Annotated in this window: 12 protein-coding genes; 7 read left to right on the top strand and 5 right to left on the bottom strand. The window is 51.3% G+C overall.

Features of this window, described 5'->3' with window-relative positions; all coding sequences use genetic code 11:
• Window positions 1-19: 19 nt before the first annotated feature.
• The 5 genes from ADH68_RS10185 to ADH68_RS10165 form a co-directional block, all read right to left on the bottom strand.
• Window positions 20-1624 (bottom strand): BACON domain-containing protein, encoded by a 1605-nt coding sequence (locus ADH68_RS10185; RefSeq protein ID WP_068960902.1) that lies wholly within the window; start codon window positions 1622-1624, stop codon window positions 20-22.
• A 13-nt stretch (window positions 1625-1637) separates the two neighbouring features.
• Window positions 1638-2618 (bottom strand): BACON domain-containing protein, encoded by a 981-nt coding sequence (locus tag ADH68_RS10180; protein WP_088294809.1) that lies wholly within the window; start codon window positions 2616-2618, stop codon window positions 1638-1640.
• Between the two features lie 377 nt (window positions 2619-2995).
• A complete protein-coding gene (locus tag ADH68_RS10175; RefSeq protein WP_068960903.1) occupies window positions 2996-3916 on the bottom strand; it encodes an NAD(P)-dependent oxidoreductase in 921 nt (306 codons plus the stop codon).
• Window positions 3917-3940: 24 nt separating this feature from the next.
• The gene (gene serC, locus ADH68_RS10170; RefSeq protein WP_068962065.1) at window positions 3941-5008 is read right to left on the bottom strand and encodes a 3-phosphoserine/phosphohydroxythreonine transaminase; all 1068 of its coding nucleotides are present in this window, start codon (window positions 5006-5008) and stop codon (window positions 3941-3943) included.
• A gap of 185 nt (window positions 5009-5193) precedes the next feature.
• Window positions 5194-6657: a DUF1846 domain-containing protein gene (locus ADH68_RS10165; protein ID WP_068960904.1), complete on the bottom strand. Its 1464-nt coding sequence runs from the start codon at window positions 6655-6657 to the stop codon at window positions 5194-5196.
• Between the two features lie 341 nt (window positions 6658-6998).
• Between ADH68_RS10165 and dapF the strand changes: the two genes are divergently transcribed.
• The 7 genes from dapF (at window position 6999) to ADH68_RS10130 (ending at window position 20883) form a co-directional block, all read left to right on the top strand.
• Window positions 6999-7853 (top strand): diaminopimelate epimerase, encoded by an 855-nt coding sequence (gene dapF / locus ADH68_RS10160; protein WP_198161551.1) that lies wholly within the window; start codon window positions 6999-7001, stop codon window positions 7851-7853.
• A 36-nt stretch (window positions 7854-7889) separates the two neighbouring features.
• Window positions 7890-9128 (top strand): LL-diaminopimelate aminotransferase, encoded by a 1239-nt coding sequence (locus ADH68_RS10155; protein ID WP_068960905.1) that lies wholly within the window; start codon window positions 7890-7892, stop codon window positions 9126-9128.
• A 36-nt stretch (window positions 9129-9164) separates the two neighbouring features.
• Window positions 9165-11354 carry a glutamine synthetase III family protein gene (locus ADH68_RS10150; protein ID WP_068960906.1) on the top strand — a complete coding sequence of 730 codons (2190 nt, stop codon included), beginning with the start codon at window positions 9165-9167 and terminating at the stop codon, window positions 11352-11354.
• Window positions 11355-11455: 101 nt separating this feature from the next.
• Window positions 11456-15964, top strand: a complete 4509-nt coding sequence (gene gltB, locus ADH68_RS10145) for a glutamate synthase large subunit (RefSeq protein ID WP_068960907.1) — start codon at window positions 11456-11458, stop codon at window positions 15962-15964.
• 62 nt (window positions 15965-16026) lie between these two features.
• Window positions 16027-17454: a glutamate synthase subunit beta gene (locus ADH68_RS10140; protein ID WP_068960908.1), complete on the top strand. Its 1428-nt coding sequence runs from the start codon at window positions 16027-16029 to the stop codon at window positions 17452-17454.
• Between the two features lie 70 nt (window positions 17455-17524).
• Window positions 17525-19414: an amidophosphoribosyltransferase gene (locus tag ADH68_RS10135; RefSeq protein ID WP_068960909.1), complete on the top strand. Its 1890-nt coding sequence runs from the start codon at window positions 17525-17527 to the stop codon at window positions 19412-19414.
• A 245-nt stretch (window positions 19415-19659) separates the two neighbouring features.
• Window positions 19660-20883: an IS4 family transposase gene (locus ADH68_RS10130; RefSeq protein ID WP_068960910.1), complete on the top strand. Its 1224-nt coding sequence runs from the start codon at window positions 19660-19662 to the stop codon at window positions 20881-20883.
• Window positions 20884-20915: the final 32 nt, after the last annotated feature.

Raw genomic sequence — 20915 nt, 5'->3', positions numbered from 1 at the left:
AAATCTATATTGCATGGAATTAGTTAGCCACACGCTTGATGCTTACCTCATCAATAAGCCAACGACGATTGTATTTTGCAGCTGGATTCTTGTCCTTGTCGTCCATCACGGTGGGTCGGATGATAAAGCGGGTATCGGAGGTAACCTTGTTGACTGTTAAAGAAAGATTTTCCCATTTCCACTTCTTTGTTTTGTCTTGATTAGGCACTTTGAACTCAGGTCCGAGTTTTGCAGTCTGGCCGCCAACAATCTCACCGGGACCCTCGATTTCAACAACAAGAACAATATTATCAGTGCCGTTCTTGCAACCTTTGAACGATAATTCCACATTCGCACAATGACCATTCTCAATATCAAGAGGCACACCGGTCTTTAGGCCTACCGTGTTGCTGGAAGCACCCATACGCAGGTATCCGTCAAGAATAAATACCCAGTCGCGCTTATCGGATGTATATTCTTTTACGACCTCCCATTTACCACCCTGCTCAGCATAAAAATATGGTGCGTATTTTAATCCGTCGCCATCATATATATTCAGATTCTTGGCTCCCGAACCATTGATAAGATTCATCTGATCCATATTGTTGGCAAAAGAGGGGTCAGTCTTACGGCGCTCCTCGGCAGCATCATGACACCAGTCGAACGGTTCCCAGAAATAACTGTAGCCTACCTGACGGTTGTCAAACGGAAGATTCCCGGCCTGCAACACCATAAGAGTAAATATGGCTCCATGCTCCGAAGTCAGCACAATATTCCCCGCACGCGGATCTCCGCTGTTGGGCTGCACGTTGAGCGTGATATTTGTGGTACCCGGCTGCCCGTTGTCGGGAGTTACAGTAAGCCACTCCGGCTTCTCGGTTACAGACCATGCCTCGAGAGCCGTGACGGGAGCCACGAGAGGTTGTCCGGCAGAAGTAGCTGTACCGTCGATGTCTATGTCGATGGCATCTACAGGCACTGTGAAACCTTTGGCGTCCTGTGTGATTGTTATATCGACTCTCTTGTCGCCGATTGTCACGGTGACACGCCCGCTGCGTGTGGCACGGGTATCGTTGATGCCAACATGGAGAGTCACAGCCGTAGTACCGGCCTGCCCACTTGGAGGCTGAGCTGAAATCCAGTCGCTAGACTCAATCGACCATGCATAGGTTGAGGTGACATTGAAAGTCGGATTACCACCATTTGGCAGATTGCCAATCATATTAACATTAAAGTTGGAGACAGATGCCGACACATCTCCCTCAAGACGAGTTTGGTTCACATAAAGCAATTCCGGTTTTCCTCCTACTGCAGCAAGTTCGATGCAACCGCGACGATTTTGGTCGGTAGTGTTGGGCTCGGCAGTAAGGTGCATCACTACCCGTCCACGACAGCCTGAGGTATAGTTGAGCTTAACCCAGTCGGGACATATGCGCACGCTCCAGTCCCGATTGCAACCTAGCTCAAATGTAGGACGCTTGCCGTCTGCATCAAGACCCTCGGCATCAAGATTAAATATAGTCTGCGATGCCTCGATATAAGCCTCAGGCTCCTTATCATCGTCGCACGAAACAAGCAGGCTACTCCCGCTCAATAATATGACGCCACACATGAGCAGCGCCTTGAAATTGCGATACATATTCATATGTAGACAGATATCAGAGTTTAGTTTCCTTTAATGAAATCTCATTGAGCATCCAGCGGCAATAATCGGCAGTATTACCGTCGGTGCGCAATGCTATGCGTGTATCGGAGGATATATCTCGCAACACGTATTCTACAGTATGCCACATAAGTTGCACGGTAGGTGGTGTGAATACCGGACTCTTCTTTGCGCTTCCGGTCGCACCGACATAGCCGCTGCCGCTTTCAATTGACACCACGAATGGTACTTTGTCGAGACCACTCTTAAGCGAACCTTCCGGACAAATCTGCACAGTAATGACTGCATTAACCTTTTCCGTACCCAAATCAAGGCGTGGAAGTATCACACCGGCATCGTACGACTTATACTCCGGATGGTATTTCTTGAAATTATTATTGAAATGTATGTAACTAATATAAGCCGACACCTGTTTGCCCTGCATATTATATATTGTAAGGCCAGTGGCTTCCCAGCCTGACTTTATTGGGTCGGCAAGTACATCCTGTCGTTTTTTTCCGCTCGTATCCTGATCTCCCACCGGATCGGAATTAGGTTGGGCAAGAGGTATACACCATTCAAAATCCTGATGATAAAACAAACGCATTGGGTCGGGAGCCTGCTCGGTCTGAGTCACTACAAGCTCCTCGTAAAGATTACCGCTACGCACAAGCAAAGTGCCAGTACGCAGCGCACCACTTTCATTTTCTTTCGCAACAATCAGTACGTCGTTCAGACCGTGCCCTGTAGGTTTGTCGACGCCGAGCCAATCCTGCTCTGATGTTATTTCATAGCCCTTGTTGGCTATCACTCTGAACTTGACATCCTGGTCGAGAGGTGACCTGCCGTTGCGGGCAAGTGTGGCCTCATGAGTGTCAATGCTGAGACGCGCCACCGCTTCTTCAGCCTTATCCTCTGTGTTACAGGAGGTTATACCCCCCCCCCACAAAATCATGAAGGCCAGCGATGTAGCGACTTTCTTCTTCATGTAATTCATTCTAATAATGATTGGTATTAAAATTAAAAAATCGGCACGAAATCTAATAAGCGATATCGACCAAACCAAATAATATCAAGGAATTCTTGAATTTAAACAAAAAACACCTTGATACAACCGCATCAACCGCACGATACGATTCAAGACTTAGGCACTTAGAGCATAATGCTCTTATTCAGGATTAGATAATTGATATAATTAAAGCGCATTCGAAACATATTAATTTCGTTTCACAACAAAATTATATATTAAATAAATTTTATGCAAAAAAAATCTCCCAATATTTATATTATACTCCCCTTTTTAACATTTACACCTTTCAAATCGAAAAGGGGCTGTGTTAAACACAGCCCCTTTTATAAGATTATTTGCAAGAATTACTTGTTGACCTGGAAACGGTTGATGCCGTCGCGGAGGTAGGCCACGGTCTGGTTGGCGGCGGCGATACCGGCGTTGATGTTGGCCTCGGCGGTCTGTGCACCCATTTTCTTGGGGGTAAAGAACACGCGGTCGCCAAATTTCTCTTTGAGCACATCGGCATTATCGGGCTTGATATCAGCCATGTACTTGATATCCGTACGGGCTTCAAGTGCTTTTTCGAGACCGGCTTCGTCGATTACCTCCTTGCGGGCGGTATTGATAAGAATTCCGCCTTTGGGCATTTTGGTAATAAGGTCGTAGCCTATGCTGCCTTTTGTCTCGGGAGTGGCCGGAATGTGAATCGACACTACTTCATTACCTGAGTACAGTGTGTCGGTGTCATGCAGGGGAGTAACACCCTCGGCCTCCATGGCGCCATCGGGGCAATAGGGATCGAATGCGCTTACTTCCATGCCGAATCCCTTGGCCACGCGGGCTACGTTGCGGCCTACCTGGCCATAGGCCTGAATGCCGAGGCGCTTGCCTTTGAGTTCTGTGCCTGAAGTACCGTTGTAGTAGTTGCGCGCAGCCATCACAGCCATGCCGAATACGAGCTCGGCCACTGCGTTGGAGTTCTGGCCGGGTGTATTCTCTACTACTACATTGTGGGCAGTGGCTGCAGCGAGGTCTACGTTGTCGTAGCCGGCACCGGCGCGCACTACTATCTTGAGGTTCTTAGCTGCGTCGAGCACTTCTGCATCCACTTTGTCTGAACGTATAATCAGACCATCGGCGTTGGCTACTGCAGCGAGGAGGTCGGCACGGTCGGTATATTTTTCAAGAAGATCGAGTTCGTAGCCGGCTTCTTCGATTACCCGGCGTATACCGTCGACGGCTACTGCCGCAAACGGTTTTTCGGTTGCTACCAATACTTTCATTTCCGTAGTGATTAATGTAATGTATCAGTGTTTCTTTTCAAACTCGTTCATTGCCTCGACGAGCACTTTTACGCTCTCGATGGGGAGTGCATTGTAGAGCGATGCACGGAATCCGCCTACCGAACGGTGGCCCTTGATGCCCACTATGCCCTTTGTAGAGGCGAAGTCGATGAATTCTTTCTCAAGCTCCACATATTCGGGCTTCATAACGAAGCATACATTCATTATCGAACGATCCTCAGGCTCGACAGTACCTACAAACATCTTGCTGGAGTCGATGGCGCTGTAGAGCAGTTCGGCCTTGGCAAGGTCGCGGCGTTCCATCTCTTTCACACCGCCGAGTTCCTTGTAGTACTTGAGGGTCTGGAGAGCTGAATAGATGGGGAGCACGGGGGGAGTGTTGAACATCGAGCCCTTTTTGATGTGGGTGCGGTAGTCGAGCATGGTGGGGATAGCGCGGTCCACATTGCCAAGGGCGGAGTCCTTTACGATGACGATTGTCACACCGGCAGGGGCGAGATTCTTCTGCGCACCGGCATAAATGACGTCATATTTGCTTACATCGACAGGACGGGAGAAGATGTCGCTCGACATATCGGCCACCAGAGGTACGTTTACATCCGGGTCGAAGCGCACTTCGGTACCGAATATTGTATTGTTGCTGGTGAAGTGGAAATAGTCGGCATCCTCGGGTACTGTGAAGTTCTTGGGGATATAAGTATAGTTCTTGTCTTTTGAAGAGGCCACTACATCGACCTCACCGAATAGTTTGGCTTCCTTTATAGCATTTGCGGCCCATGTGCCGGTATCGGTATAGGCGGCTTTCTTCTTGAGCAGGTTGAAAGGCACCATGCAGAACTGCATTGACGCACCTCCGCCGAGGAAAAGCACGGAATATCCTTCGGGGACTTCGAGAAGTTCCTTTACAAGGGCCTGTGCTTCATCCATAACGGCTGTAAACTCCTTGCTGCGGTGTGATACCTCAAGAATGGACAGACCGGTTCCGGCGAAGTCCTTGATTGCCTCGGCCGTGTTCTTTATTGTGTATTCACTAAGAATCGACGGTCCGGCATAAAAGTTATGCTTCTTCATACAGAGTACTTTTATATATATGTAATTTGTTATGCAGTATGCATGCATTCACGGATTATCCGCTCTTGCATGTGCAAAATTACACAATTTCTCAAAAGACGCCCACCATTTGACAAGAAAAATACCCCCATTAACGAAATTTTTCTTTAATGGGGGCATTGATTATCTTTCAGGCGACTCCTCTGTCATTTCTTCTTTGCAGGGTCACAGGTGAGCCCTACTCCGAGTTTTTTGAATATCTTGTGGTCGACTTCGCCGAGCATTACTGTAGAATGCACTTGACATCCGTCAAGTTCGGGTAGCTTCTCCAGCGCGCGGCGGCAGTTTTCGTCGCGCGGACTCAGTACCGACAGGGCCACCAGCACCTCATCGGTATGTAGGCGTGGGTTGCGGCTGCGCAGATAGTTTATCTTAGTATGCTGTATGGGCTCTATGAGGTCCTGCGGCAGCAGCTTTACATCGTGACCGATGCCGGCCAGATGCTTGATGGCATTCAGTATCAGCGCGGCGCTCGGGCCAAGCAACGGCGAGGTTTTGGCTGTGATTATAGTGCCGTCGGCCAATTCTATCGCCGAGCATGGCACACCGGTCTCTTTCGAGCGTGCACGTGCAGCGGCTATAGTCTTGCGGTAGCTGAGGTCTATGCCGGCCTGATTGAAAAGGAGCGCAATCTTATTTACCTCGGCGTCATTGCTCTCGCCCAAGGCCATGCGGTTGAGCGCAGTAAAGTAACGGCGGATAATCTCGTTGCGCGAAGCATCACAGCATACATCATCGTCGCTGATGCAGAATCCTACCATATTGACTCCCATGTCGGTAGGTGACTTATATGGATTCGCCCCATAGATGCCGCGGAACAGAGCATCAAGCACCGGGAATATCTCGATATCGCGATTGTAGTTGACCGCTTTCTCTCCATATGCATCGAGATGAAATGGATCAATCATGTTTACGTCATTAAGGTCGGCGGTTGCAGCCTCGTATGCGATATTAACGGGATGCCGTAATGACAGATTCCATACCGGGAATGTCTCAAACTTGGCATATCCGGCCTCTATGCCGCGCTTGTGCTCGTTATAGAGCTGACTGAGACACACGGCCATCTTGCCGCTGCCCGGACCCGGAGCTGTCACGATTACCAGGGGCTCCTCAGTCTCGATATAGTCATTCCGGCCAAAGCCATCGTCAGAGGCGATAAGCCCTACATTGGCAGGATATCCGTCAATTATGTAGTGAACATAGCTCTTTATGCCCATGCGTTCCAATCGCTGACGAAACGCATCGGCACTGGCCTGTCCGTTGTAGTGTGTGATGACGATTGAATTGACTCTGAATCCCCGGTTCTGAAACTCACTTCTAAGTCTGAGGGCATCCATGTCATAGGTAATGCCGAGATCCTGCCTGACCTTGTTCTTTTCAATATCTACAGCACTGATTACTATCACTATTTCGGCATGATCTGCAAGCTGGCTCAGCATACGCAACTTGCTGTCGGGCTGAAATCCGGGGAGCACGCGGCTTGCATGATGGTCGTCGAACAGCTTGCCTCCAAGCTCCAGATAAAGTTTGTTGCCAAACTTTGCAATCCTGTCCTTAATATGGCTGGACTGGATTTTCACATATTTCTCGTTGTCGAATCCGTGTTTCATAACGGGACACAAAATTACGCAAATTCCATGGATTAACATCCCAATCAGACAAAAAAACTAAATAATGTTTATTATCCTTATTATAATATTAGGTATGACATAAGAGTCGGCTCTCTGTTAACATAGTATATCACCCGCACGACAATGCATCATAGCAAAATTTCACCAACGCCCATAAATATACAGCATTTTGCAAGCACAAACACAAAAAAGACTCATAATATCAAGAAATTTAAAGTTTTTTCGAAATTTTTTCACATTCCCTATTGCAGAGAAAACGGAAATTACTAATTTTGCAGACGTAACGGGAGCCGAATCCCCTACAACCAATCTCTAAACCTATGATAAAAGAGATTCCATTCACCAAGATGCATGGCATAGGCAACGACTACATATATATCGACTGTATGGAGCGTGTGCCGGAAAATCTGCCACAGCTTGCCATCGAGATGAGCGACCGCCACACAGGTGTAGGCGGCGACGGAATCATCCTCATCTGTCCTTCGGAATGTGCCGATTTCAAGATGCGTATTTTTAATGCAGATGGCTCCGAAGCGCGAATGTGCGGCAACGGCAGCCGCTGTGTCGGACGCTATGTCTACGAATCCCGACTGACCGACAAGACAACCGTCACTCTCGAGACACTTTCAGGAATAAAAACATTACGTCTCCACCCCGACCGTCAGGGCAACATAACATCTGTCACAGTCGACATGGGGATTCCCGTGACCGCTCCAGTCGAAGTCCCGGTAAGATTCAATGCTCCCAGGATGGTCAGCGAAAATGTACCTACATCCCAAGGTCCGGTAAAGATTACAGCCGTATCAATGGGAAATCCTCATGGAGTCATATTGGTCGATTCTGCCGATAATGCCCCCGTAGAAATTCTTGGCCCGGAACTCGAACACCATGTCATATGGCCTGACAGGGCAAACATCGAGTTTGTCGAAGTAGTAAATACCACCGAATTGCGAATGCGCGTGTGGGAGCGTGGCAGCGGCGAGACAATGGCATGCGGCACGGGAGCATGCGCCTCGCTTGTGGCATGTGTACTCAATCGGCTCACGGAGCGCCACGCCATAATACATCTGCTCGGAGGCGACCTCGAAATAGAATGGAATCCTGACGACTCACATGTGTACATGACCGGACCGGCCGAAACCGTATTCAACGGCACCTACCGCCGACTACTATAGATTAATATACAGGGACTGACAAATAATGGGATAACAATGATAAGGATTAACGATAACTTCCACCGGCTCGCGCCTACCTACCTTTTCACCGAAGTAGCCCGCCGACTTAAGGCCTACGCCACGGCTAATCCCGATGTGGATATAATCCGTATGGGCATAGGCGATGTAACGTGCCCGATATGTCCGGCCGCCGTTGAAGCAATGAAAAAAGCGGCCGACGACCAGAGCGACCCCTCCACATTTCACGGATATGGTCCCGAACAGGGTTATGAATGGCTACGCCGGGCCATAGCCGAAGGCGACTATATGTCGCGTGGAGTAAACGTGGATATCGACGAGATTTTCGTAAGCGATGGTGCCAAAAGCGATACAGGCAACATAGGTGATATCATTTCTACGGAATGCCGCGTAGCCGTCACCGACCCTGTATATCCGGTATATGTCGACACAAATGTAATGGCCGGACGTGCCGGTACACCCACCCCCGACGGATGCTGGAGCCGCATAAGCTATCTGCCGTGTATAGCAGAAAACGCATTCATACCGGCTCTCCCGACCGACAGTCCCGATGTAATCTACCTGTGCTACCCCAACAATCCCACAGGCACGACTCTTACCCGCGATGAACTCGCCAGATGGGTTGAATACGCACGTGCCCACGGTTCGCTTATATTATTTGATTCGGCCTACGAGGCATATATAACCAGTCCCGACGTGCCCCATTCAATATATGAGATTGAGGGTGCCCGCGAGGTAGCCATCGAATTCCGCAGTTTCTCCAAGACCGCCGGATTCACAGGGCTGAGATGTGGATACACCGTAGTACCTAAAGAACTGAAAGGTGTAGCGGAAGATGGTACCATTGTGAGTCTCAACAGCCTATGGCTACGCCGGCAATCTACAAAATTCAACGGTGCGAGCTACATTATACAGCGTGCAGCCGAGGCCCTCTATACTCCCGAAGGACACCGACAGGTAGCAGACACAATAGCCTACTACATGCGCAACGCAAGGATATTGCGCGAAGGCCTTGAGCAGATGGGACTGCATGTATGGGGAGGTATTGACGCTCCATACATATGGCTCCGCACTCCCGACAGCATGTCATCATGGGAATTTTTCGATTTTCTTCTCAACCATTGCCATGTGGCCGGTACCCCCGGCTCAGGCTTCGGCCCATCAGGCGAAGGATATTTCAGACTCACTGCATTCGGCCGCTACGAGGACACAGTGCGTGCGGTGGAGCGGATGCGCCAGCTTTCTGTAAATGAATAGATACAAACCAACTAATAATCATATATTCAAAGTGTTATGTCAAAGTTGAGATTTAAAGTAGTGGAAGAGGCTTTTGACCGTAAAGCCATACCTGTGGAAACTCCCAAAGAGCGTCCGACAGAGTATTACGGAAAATACGTCTTCAACCGTCAGAAGATGTTTGAGTATCTTCCCAAGAAAACCTATGATGCACTTGTCGATGCTATCGACAACAAAAAGACCTTGTCTCGCGAAGTCGCCGACAGTGTGGCCGCAGGCATGAAGCAGTGGGCCATTGACAACGGTGCGCGCCACTACACCCATTGGTTCCATCCACTGACCGACGGCACCGCAGAAAAGCACGATGCTTTCGTTGAGCACGACGGCAAAGGCGGCATGGTCGAGGAATTCACCGGCAAGCTACTTGTACAACAGGAGCCCGACGCATCGAGCTTCCCCAATGGAGGTATACGCAACACATTCGAGGCACGAGGTTATTCGGCCTGGGACATATCGTCGCCTGCGTTCATCCTCGACAAGACTCTCTGTATCCCGACAATCTTCATCGCCTATACCGGCGAATCGCTCGACTACAAGACACCTCTGCTACGAGCCCTCAACAGCGTTGACAAGGCCGCCACAGCCGTAGCCCGATATTTCGACCCCGAGGTAAAGCATGTCAACTCGTTTCTGGGATGGGAGCAGGAATACTTCCTCGTCGACGAGGCTCTCTACAGTGCACGTCCCGACCTGGTGATGACCGGTCGCACTCTCATGGGACATGAAAGCGCCAAAAACCAACAGCTCGAAGATCACTATTTCGGTGCCATACCCTCACGTGTCGAATCCTTCATGCTCGACCTTGAAATCGAGTGCCACAAACTCGGCATTCCCGCCAAGACCCGCCACAACGAGGTAGCCCCCAACCAGTTTGAGCTTGCCCCCATATTTGAGGAGACCAATCTTGCCAACGACCACAATCTACTGCTGATGTCGCTCATCGCAGAGGTGGCACGCCGCCACAATTTCCGTGTACTCCTCCATGAGAAGCCATTCGCAGGCATCAACGGCTCGGGCAAGCACAACAACTGGAGCCTTGGCACTGACAAAGGTGTGCTGCTATACGCTCCCGGCAAGACCCCAAAAGATAATCTGCAGTTTATAACATTCGTGGCCAATACAATGGCGGCGGTACATCGCCACAACGGGCTGTTGAAAGCCTCGATTATGTCGGCTACAAACGCCCACCGTCTTGGAGCCAATGAGGCGCCCCCGGCTATCATATCCATATTCCTCGGCTCACAGCTGTCAGAAATATTCGACAAACTCGAAAAAAGCGACTCCGACGATCTCATAGAACTGGCAGGGAAAAAGGGCTTGAAAATCAACGTAGACCAGATTCCCGAAATCATGGTCGACAACACCGACCGCAACCGCACGTCGCCATTTGCCTTTACCGGCAACCGCTTCGAATTCCGTGCAGTAGGCTCGTCGGCCAACTGTGCCTCGGCCATGATTGCACTCAATGCCGCCATAGCCGAGCAACTGATGGACTTCAAGACAAAAGTCGACGCACGCATCGCCGCCGGCGAAGGTCTCGACCACGCTCTCCTTGCCGAGGTAAAAGAGATACTGCGCGAGTCAAAGGCTATACATTTCGACGGCAACGGATACTCCGACGAATGGAAGGAAGAAGCCGGCCGCCGAGGCCTCGACTGCGAGACATCGGCACCAAAGATTTTCGACGCATATCTTTCACCCTCAAGCATCGAGATGTTCAGCAAGACCGGAGTATTCACCAAGCTCGAGCTCGAGGCACGCAACGAGGTGAAGTGGGAGATGTATACCAAGAAACTCCAGATTGAAGCCCGCGTACTCGGCGACCTCGCCATCAACCATGTAATACCCGTGGCAATCCGCTACCAGTCTGTACTCACCGACAATGTGTTCAAACTCAAGACTCTATTCCCCAACGAAAAGGGCGACAAGCTCGCCGCAATGGATCTCGACACCATCGAACGCATATCAACCCACATGGCCACAATCATGGAAGAGGTGAAAAAGATGGTCAATGCCCGCAAAGCCGCAAACAAGATTGATGACGAGAGGGAAAAAGCCATCGCATACCACGATAATGTGCTCCCCTGCATGGATGTCATCCGCTATCACATCGACAAGCTCGAGCTGATGGTTGATGACGAAATGTGGCCACTGCCCAAGTACCGCGAACTGCTCTTTATCCGCTAAACCGGACATATACACATACATGAATGGAGGCGGCATTACGCCGCCCCCTTCTCTTCTCTTCTCTCCTACCTCATTAAGGAAAGTTTTTTAAGAAAAAAGATATGCATAAAGGTTTGCCAACGTCCAGAGGGCTATATGACAGCCGCTACGAGCACGACGCCTGCGGCGTAGGACTGCTCGTCAATATCAAGGGCGTAAAATCGCATCAGCTTGTTGAAAAAGGACTGCAGGTGCTTGAGCACATGGTCCACCGAGGTGCCGAAGGCGCCGACCCCAAGACCGGCGACGGAGCCGGCATAATGGTACAGATACCTCACGAGTTTATTCTGCTGCAAGGAATCGCAGTGCCCGAAAAGGGCCGCTACGGTACCGGCCTTGTGTTTCTCCCGAAAGATGAGTACATACAGCAGACAATACTCGACATTATCGAACGCGAAGCAATGGAGGCCGGACTGTCGCTCATAGCCGTGCGCGATGTCCCCACCAACAACGACCAGCTCGGTATCGTGGCCCGCGGAGCCGAGCCGGCCATACGACAGATATTCATCGCCGACGAAAGCAGCGACGAACCGATGGAACCTCGACTGTATATACTGCGCCGACGCATCGAGAAGAAAATCGCATCGCTTGACATCCCCGACAAGGAGCAATTTTATATCGTGAGCTTGTCATCGCGCGTGATTGTATATAAAGGAATGCTGTCGAGTCTGCAACTGCGCTACTATTTCCCCGACCTGATGAATCCGCATTTCACCACCGGGATGGCGCTTGTACATTCGCGCTTCTCCACCAACACTTTTCCGACATGGGCACTGGCACAGCCGTTCAGAATGCTCGGTCACAACGGTGAAATCAATACCATACAGGGCAACCGCATGTGGATGAAAGCCCGCGAGTGTGTGCTGCATCCCGCTGTGCTGGGCGACAACGACGTAACTCCTATCATACAGCCGGGCATGAGCGACTCGGCCTCGCTCGACAACGTACTTGAGTACTTCGTCATGTCGGGCATGTCGCTCCCCCACGCCCTTGCAATGCTTGTGCCGGAGTCATTCAACGATCGCAACCCCATATCACCGGAGCTGAAGGCATTCTATGAATATCACTCAATCCTCATGGAGGCATGGGACGGTCCGGCCACACTGCTCTTCAGCGACGGACGCTATGCCGGTGGCATGCTTGACCGAAACGGCCTGCGCCCGGCACGCTATCTGATTACCAACAACGGCACTATGGTAGTGGCGTCGGAGATAGGAGTGCTTCCGTTCGAAGCATCGGAAGTGAAGGAGAAAGGACGCCTGCGCCCCGGCAAGATGCTGATGGTCGACATGGAGAAGGGAGAGATATATTATGACCCTGAACTCAAGGAAAAACTTGCCGGAGAATTCCCTTACCGAGACTGGCTGCAACGCAACCGCATCATACTCGACAAGATTACCACCGGCAGAAAGGTGGAGAACACGGTAGCCGACTTCCACAGACAGCTTAAGGCATTCTCATACCATCGCGAAGATATCGAAAAGATAATGACTCCGATGGCTGCTGATGCAAAAGAGCCGGTCAACTCTATGGGCTGCGACACACCTTTGGCAGTACTGAGCCGTGAGCCGCAGATTCTCTTCAACTACTTCCGCCAGCACTTTGCCCAAGTCACAAACCCGCCTATCGACCCGCTCCGCGAAGAGCTCGTGATGAGTCTCGACAGCTACATCGGAGCCATAAATCTCAACCTCTTTGAGCTGTCGCCCGAACTGTGCAAGATGGTGCTCTTGAAGCGCCCCATCATCACCAATCGCGAGCTCGACATACTCTGCAATCTGCGCTACAAGGGATTCAACACTCGCAAACTCGCAATGACATTCCCGGTCAAAGATGGAGCCCAAGGTCTGGAGGATGCCATCGAGCGTCTTTGCAACGAAGCCGAGCAGGCCGTCGACGAAGGCTGCAACTATATCGTGCTCTCCGACCGCGGCGTCGACCGGGATAATGCCCCGATACCGTCGCTGCTCGCCACTTCGGCGGTTCATCACCATCTGATTGACAGAAAAAAACGCTTACAGACTGCGCTTATAATCGAGACAGCCGGTGCACGCGAGGTAATGCACTTCGCTCTGCTCTCAGGCTACGGAGCCAGTGCCGTAAATCCCTACCTTGCGTTCGCCGTCATCAACGACCTGGTAGAACGCAAAGAGCTGCAGCTCGACTTCCACACCGCCGAAAAGAACTTCATCAAGGCTGTCGACAAAGGTCTGCTCAAAGTAATGTCAAAAATGGGCATATCTACCCTCACTTCGTATAAAGGAGCACAGCTGTTTGAGGCAATCGGCATCTCGGAGGAGCTGACACGCAGATATTTCGGTTCTACCGTAAGCAAAATCGGAGGTATAGACCTTGCCGACCTGACCCACGAGATACTTGCCACCCATACCGCAGCATATACCGGAGAAAGCGACCCCGACGAGCCGCTGCGCCATATCGGACAATACGCATTCCGCAAGGATGGCGAAAGCCACGCATGGACTCCCGAAGCCATAGCCACACTGCAGATTGCCACACGTCTGGGAAGCTATAAGAAATTTAAGGAATTCACCTCAATCGTCGACAATAAGCCGGCGCCCATATTCATACGCGACTTCCTCGAGTTTCGCAAAGGCTCACCTGTGCCTGTTGAAGAGGTCGAGCCGGAGGAAGCGATTATGCGTCGGTTCGTTACAGGGGCCATGTCGTTCGGGTCAATCTCACGCGAGGCCCATGAAGCGCTCGGTATAGCCATGAACGCCATCGGAGCACGCTCCAATACCGGCGAAGGTGGAGAAGACCCGGAGCGATTCAAGCCACGTGAGGATGGTTCGTCGGCACGTTCAGCCATCAAGCAGGTGGCATCCGGACGTTTCGGTGTTACTGCCGAATACCTTGTCAATGCCGACGAGATACAGATTAAGATAGCTCAGGGCGCGAAACCCGGCGAAGGCGGCCAGTTGCCGGGCTTCAAGGTCGACAAAATTATTGCCCGTACACGCCACTCTATACCCGGCATATCGCTCATATCTCCCCCGCCCCACCACGACATCTATTCCATCGAGGACCTTGCCCAGCTTATCTTCGACCTGAAAAATGTCAATCCTCAGGCTGCTGTGAGCGTCAAACTGGTAAGCGAGAGCGGTGTCGGCACTATAGCCGCCGGTGTCGCCAAGGCCAAGAGCGACCTGATAACCATCTCGGGCAGCGACGGAGGCACCGGTGCGTCTCCCGCCAGCTCAATCAGATATGCCGGTCTGCCTGTGGAAATCGGATTGGCTGAAACCCAGCAGACCCTTGTGCTCAACAATCTCCGCGGACAGGTAAAGCTCCAGGCCGACGGTCAGCTGAAGACAGCGCGCGACGTCATCGCAATGGCTATGCTCGGAGCCGAAGAATACGGATTCGCCACAAGCGCGCTGATTGTGCTTGGATGCGTGATGATGCGCAAATGTCATCTCAACACATGCCCTGTAGGTGTAGCCACACAAAATGAGGAACTGCGCCGACGCTTTGTCGGCCGCTCGGAGTATGTGGTCAACTTCTTCCGTTTCCTTGCACGTGAAATCAGGGAGACTCTGGCAGAGATTGGCGTCCGCTCGCTCGACGAAGTAATCGGACGCACCGACATGCTATGCGTCAAGGCCGACTATACCACACCAAAGACATCCCACCTCGACTTCTCGCGTCTGCTCTACATGCCGTCGGAAGCCAAGGTCAACGCCATAATCAATGTCGTGCCCCAGAAGCACGACATCGACCATGTACTCGACCGTGAACTGATTTCCAGAGCATATCCTGCCATTGAGTCGGGTATGCCTGTCGAACTCGAGTTCCCCATACACAATACTGACCGCTCTGTAGGCGCCATGCTCTCGGGCGTGATTGCAAGAAAGTATGGCAACGCCGGTCTGTCCGACGGAACAATATCATGCACGTTCCACGGCTCGGCAGGTCAGTCGTTCGGCGCATTTCTCGCCCACGGCATATCATTCAGGCTTGAGGGAGACGCCAACGATTATGTAGGCAAGGGACTGTCAGGCGGACGCATTGTAATAGTGCCGCCGACAGGAGCTAAATTCCTGCCACAGGACAATATAATCGCCGGAAACACATTGCTCTACGGAGCCACCTCAGGCGAAATATACATCAACGGACGTGTAGGCGAACGATTCTGTGTGCGCAACTCGGGCGCAATCGCCGTAGTGGAAGGTGTAGGCGATCATTGCTGCGAATACATGACCGGAGGACGTACTGTAGTGCTCGGCTCGACAGGGCGTAACTTTGCCGCCGGCATGAGCGGAGGCATTGCTTACGTATGGAATCCTGATGGCAATTTTGACTACTTCTGCAACATGGAGATGGTCGAGCTGTCGCTCATCGAAGATATGGCCGACAACCGCGAACTGTACCGTCTGATTGGCAACCACTACAAGCACACACGCTCACCACTCGCCGGAATGATGCTCGACAACTGGCAGCAGTATGTCGACCAGTTTATCAAGGTCATTCCATTTGAATACAAAAAGGTGCTCCACCAGGAAAAAATGGATCGCATGCAGGAGAAGATTGCCGGCATCGAGCGCGACTGAGCCATCTATCAGTCGGCCAAGATATTACCAACTAATCAAGAATACATAACGCAACACAATATATGGGAAATCCCAAAGCGTTTCTAACAATACCGCGTAAAGAGGCCGGCTACCGGCCCGTCAACGACAGAATAAAGGATTACGGAGAGGTAGAGCAGACTCTCAATCCGGAGGATCGCCGCCTGCAGGCATCGCGCTGCATGGAATGTGGAGTACCGTTCTGCCATTGGAGCTGCCCTCTGGGTAACAAGCAGCCAGAATGGCAGGACCGTCTTTACAAAAACGACATACGCGGAGCATACCGTCTGCTCACAGCCACTGATGACTTTCCCGAATTTACCGGACGTGTATGCCCGGCCCTGTGCGAGAAAGGATGCGTGCTCAACAAGGAGCATGAGCCGGTAACAATACGTGAGAACGAAGCCGCAATCGTAGAGCGCGCTTTCCTCGAAGGAGTGGTGGAGCCACGCATACCGTCGACACGTACCGGAAAACGGGTGGCCGTAATCGGTTCGGGCCCTGCAGGTCTTACATGCGCCAACCGTCTCAACCAGCATGGGCACATAGTCACAGTATTTGAGAAAAACGAAGCCACAGGCGGTCTGCTGCGTTTCGGCATACCTGATTTTAAACTCAACAAAAGCGTGATTGACAGGCGTGTGGATATTCTCAAGCAGGAAGGAATAGAATTCCGCACAGGAGTTGAAGTCGGTACCGACATTCCGTTGTCACAAATTACCGAAGAATATGATGCGGTATGTATAGCCATCGGTGCAGAAGTACCGCGCGACCTTCAGGTGGAGGGCCGCGGGCTGCACGGAGTCCATTTCGCACTCGAACTACTACAGCAACAGAACCGCGTAAATGCCGGCCTTGAGTTCCCGGCCGATATCCGTATCTCGGCCAAAGACAAGAACGTGCTTGTAATCGGGGGAGGCGATACCGGCAGCGACTGCGTAGGTACAGCCAACCGACAAGGCGCACGGAGTGTTACCCAGATTGAAATCATGCCTATGCCCCCCGAAGGTGAGAATCCCGACACCCCATGGCCCTATTGGCCTGTTGTACTCAAGACTTCCAGCAGCCATCTGGAAGGATGCACCCGAAGATGGTTACTCGACACTCGCCGTTTCATAGGAGACAGCGACGGGCGTGTAAGCGAAGTCGAGGTAGAGGAAATCGAATGGGTCAACGATGCCGCCACCGGCCGAAAGACTATAAAAAGGTCGGGCAAGACTGAGAAGATAAAGACCGAACTGGTGCTCCTCGCCCTCGGATTTACCAATCCAAGAGCCGAAGGGCTTCTTGAACAGGCCGGTGTAGAGATAGACGCGCGCGGAAATGTAAAAGTCAACGCCGACATGTCGACATCCGTATCTGGAATATTTGCCGCCGGCGATGCCTCGACCGGGGCATCACTCGTGGTAAGATGTATCGCATCAGGCCGACAGGCCGCTGAAGGCATACACCATTACTTATCGTCAAAATAGCATTTTCATATAGAGCCGCACACCTTCCGACAGGGATGCGGCTCTTCTATTATAACCAACTTACCGATAGATGGAACCTCTCAAACATGAATGCGGCGTGGCTATGGTGCGCCTGCTCAAGCCGCTGAGTTACTACAAGGAAAAGTACGGCACATGGCATTACGGCCTCAACAAGCTGTACCTGCTGATGGAAAAGCAACACAACCGCGGACAGGAAGCCGCCGGCGCCGGATGTATCAAGATGCACTCCCCCGCCGGCAGCGAATATGTGTATCGCGAGCGTGCGCTCGGCTCAGGAGCCATAAGCGAGATATTCTCGTCAATCAACCATCAGATAGAGCATGCCCGGCTCGGCGACCATAGCGCAGAATGGGTCGAGGAGGAAGCCCCGTTTATCGGCGAGATATACATGGGCCATCTACGCTACTCTACCACCGGGCGCAGCGGCATGAGCTATGTGCATCCGTTTCTGCGCCGCAATAACTGGTGCTCGCGCTCGCTTATGCTCTGCGGAAACTTCAACATGACCAATGTCGAAAGTATATTCTCTGAAGTGGTGGCCAAAGGGCAGCATCCGCGCATTTTTTCCGACACGGTAATCATACTTGAGCAGCTCGGCTACTCCCTCGACAAAGAGAACAGCCGTCTGCACCAGGAGTTCACCCTGCAGGGTCTTGACGGCATAGAACGCGCCCGTGCGATAGAGGACAATCTCGACATACCGTCTATCCTGCGCTCCACAGCCCCAAGCTGGGACGGCGGATATGTAATATGCGGAGCCGTCGGATCCGGTGACATATGGACATTGCGCGACCCCCATGGCATACGTCCGGCATTCTATTATACCGACGACGAGATTGTGGTTGTAGCCTCCGAACGCCCTGTAATACAGACTGTAATGGATGTCGCAATCGACGATGTGCACGAACTGGCTCCCGGAGCGGCTGTCATTGTGGCAAAGAGCGGAAATGTAAGTGTGGAGCAGGTGCTCCCGACTGCCTCCGACGCCCGCTGCTCGTTTGAGCGCATTTATTTCTCTCGTGGAAGTGATGCCGACATATACCGTGAACGCAAGGCTCTCGGATGTCAGCTCGCCGCACCTGTTACCGAAGCATTGGGAGGCGACCTTCGCCATGCAGTGTTCTCCTTTATTCCCAACACGGCAGAAGTGGCGTTTATCGGTATGTGCGAAGGGCTTGAGAGTGAACTTGACCATCGCCGGACAGAAGCAATACTTTCCGCACAGAAAAGGGACGAACTTACACCCGCAGTACTCGAAGAGATAATGAGCGACAAACTGCGCGTGGAGAAAGTGGCCATAAAGGATATCAAGCTACGCACGTTTATCGCAGAAGGTGCTACACGCACCGATCTCGCCACACATGTCTACGACGTGACATACGGTCTGATTGAACCGGGAGTCGACTCCCTTGTAGTGATTGACGACTCTATCGTGCGCGGCACCACTCTCCGCCAGTCGATTCTGCGCATGCTTGACCGTCTGTCGCCGCGACAGATAGTAGTGGTAAGTTCATCACCGCAGGTGCGCTATCCCGACTGCTATGGTATCGACATGTCGCGTATGGGAGAATTCTGTGCATTCCGTGCAGCCGTCGCACTACTGAAAGAGAGCGGACGCACACACGTGCTCGATGACGTATACCATCGCTGTCTGGAGCAGGAATCGATGTCCGATACAGAGATTATAAATTGTGTAAAAGACATATATGCACCCTTCTCCGACGAAGAGATTTCAGCCCAGATAGCGCGCATGCTTACCCCGGATGGAACACGCGCAGAGGTAAAAATCATATATCAGACTCTCGACGGACTGCACCGCGCTGTTCCATCGTCGCCTGGCGACTGGTACTTCTCGGGCGATTATCCTACACCCGGAGGCACACGTCTGGTCAACCGTGCCTTTGTCAACTACTACGAAGGCCATCCCGACCGCCGCTGACAATCCATTCCACTACAACAAAAACATAGAGTTAGTCTGTATCGTAATCAACATTCAATTACGACACAGACTAACTCATTAAATTATTGCTTTAAGAGTCTTGCCAGCACAATAAAAAATGACAATTATTATTATTACTGTCCGCTAAACTTTTTTTGAGCGATTGAAAAATTAGGGCTGACACCTATTGCAGGAGTCAGCCCTAAATGGTTATTTTGGTGTCGCCAAACAATCCATGAATAACCATGAGTAAAAGTAGTAATTTCTTCGGACAGCCGATATATGGACAGCTGATAAAATCACTCAATCGTGAAAAAATTGTTGAATTCAGCCGAAAACACGGCGGAGAGAAGTATGTAAAGAGCTTTGACGGCTATACGCATCTGCTTACGATGCTCTATGCCGTGATCCAGCGCTTCGACTCATTGCGTGAGATAGAGACATCTATGACAGCGGAGGTTCGCAAACTGCACCATGTCGGAATTGATACTGTACCAAAGCGCAGCACCCTGTCGGATGCAAATGCCCGACGGTCAGAGAAGTTCTTTGAGGATGTCTATCGCGACCTGTATGCAGCCAACAAAGACATTCTTTCATCGGACAGCAGACGCAACGGCACGGAAGAGTGGATAAAGCAGCTTAGGATTATCGATTCCACTACAATCACATTGTTCTCCAACGCCATTTTCAAGGGTGTTGGCCGACATCCCAAAACCGGAAAGAAGAAGGGAGGTATCAAGGTACACTCGGTAATACATGCCAACGAGGGCGTCCCCTGCGACGTGCAGTTCACTTCGGCGGCGACCAATGACTCTTTCATGCTTGCTCCGAGCCATTACAGCCACAACGAGATAGTCGCTCTTGACCGCGCCTATATCAATTATGCCAAATTCGAGGAACTGACGGACCGTGGCGTTGTATATGTCACCAAAATGAAGAAGAACCTAAGTTATGAGGTACTTGTAGACTGTATGCATCAGAACCCGCAGGGACTGATGGAATACCGTGAACAGGTCGTGGTGTTCCGTAAAGACGGCATAAACCACATCGCCAGAATAATTACATACGTTGACATCAAGAAGAACGGGAAGCCAAAACTCATATCGCTTCTGACCAACGACTTCGACATGCCGCCAGAGACAATCGTGGCGATATACCGCCGCCGATGGCAGATAGAGTCTCTTTTCAAGCAGATCAAACAGAACTTCCCCTTGAGATACTTCTATGGCGAGAGCGCCAACGCCATCAAAATCCAGATATGGGTTACACTCATCGCAAATCTGCTGCTGTCAGTACTTCAAAGCAAACTCGAAAGACGTTGGAGCTTCTCCGGGCTGGCTACAATCGTCAGAATTGTGCTGATGTATTACCTGAATCTCGAAAAGTTCCTCAATCAGCCCGATGCAGACCTGAAAATCATGCTCGCCGAAGCATCGGAATCGCCTCCCGAAGTTCCTGAAAACTGCTGAGGGGGCTTGTCAAATACAAAAAGTAAGCCCAA

The sequence above is a fragment of the Muribaculum intestinale genome (assembly GCF_002201515.1).
Lineage (GTDB): Bacteria > Bacteroidota > Bacteroidia > Bacteroidales > Muribaculaceae > Muribaculum > Muribaculum intestinale.
Note: the sequence above shows the minus strand (reverse complement) of the source record. Positions and strands in the feature narration are given on the sequence as shown.

Bases quoted from the DNA above. Each gene is read 5' to 3' on its own strand.
- ADH68_RS10185 (WP_068960902.1), bottom strand. From the start codon at position 1,624: ATGAATATGTATCGCAATTTCAAGGCGCTGCTCATGTGTGGCGTCATA.
- ADH68_RS10180 (WP_088294809.1), bottom strand. From the start codon at position 2,618: ATGAATTACATGAAGAAGAAAGTCGCTACATCGCTGGCCTTCATGATT.
- ADH68_RS10175 (WP_068960903.1), bottom strand. From the start codon at position 3,916: ATGAAAGTATTGGTAGCAACCGAAAAACCGTTTGCGGCAGTAGCCGTC.
- serC (WP_068962065.1), bottom strand. From the start codon at position 5,008: ATGAAGAAGCATAACTTTTATGCCGGACCGTCGATTCTTAGTGAATAC.
- ADH68_RS10165 (WP_068960904.1), bottom strand. From the start codon at position 6,657: ATGAAACACGGATTCGACAACGAGAAATATGTGAAAATCCAGTCCAGC.
- dapF (WP_198161551.1), top strand. From the start codon at position 6,999: ATGATAAAAGAGATTCCATTCACCAAGATGCATGGCATAGGCAACGAC.
- ADH68_RS10155 (WP_068960905.1), top strand. From the start codon at position 7,890: ATGATAAGGATTAACGATAACTTCCACCGGCTCGCGCCTACCTACCTT.
- ADH68_RS10150 (WP_068960906.1), top strand. From the start codon at position 9,165: ATGTCAAAGTTGAGATTTAAAGTAGTGGAAGAGGCTTTTGACCGTAAA.
- gltB (WP_068960907.1), top strand. From the start codon at position 11,456: ATGCATAAAGGTTTGCCAACGTCCAGAGGGCTATATGACAGCCGCTAC.
- ADH68_RS10140 (WP_068960908.1), top strand. From the start codon at position 16,027: ATGGGAAATCCCAAAGCGTTTCTAACAATACCGCGTAAAGAGGCCGGC.
- ADH68_RS10135 (WP_068960909.1), top strand. From the start codon at position 17,525: ATGGAACCTCTCAAACATGAATGCGGCGTGGCTATGGTGCGCCTGCTC.
- ADH68_RS10130 (WP_068960910.1), top strand. From the start codon at position 19,660: ATGAGTAAAAGTAGTAATTTCTTCGGACAGCCGATATATGGACAGCTG.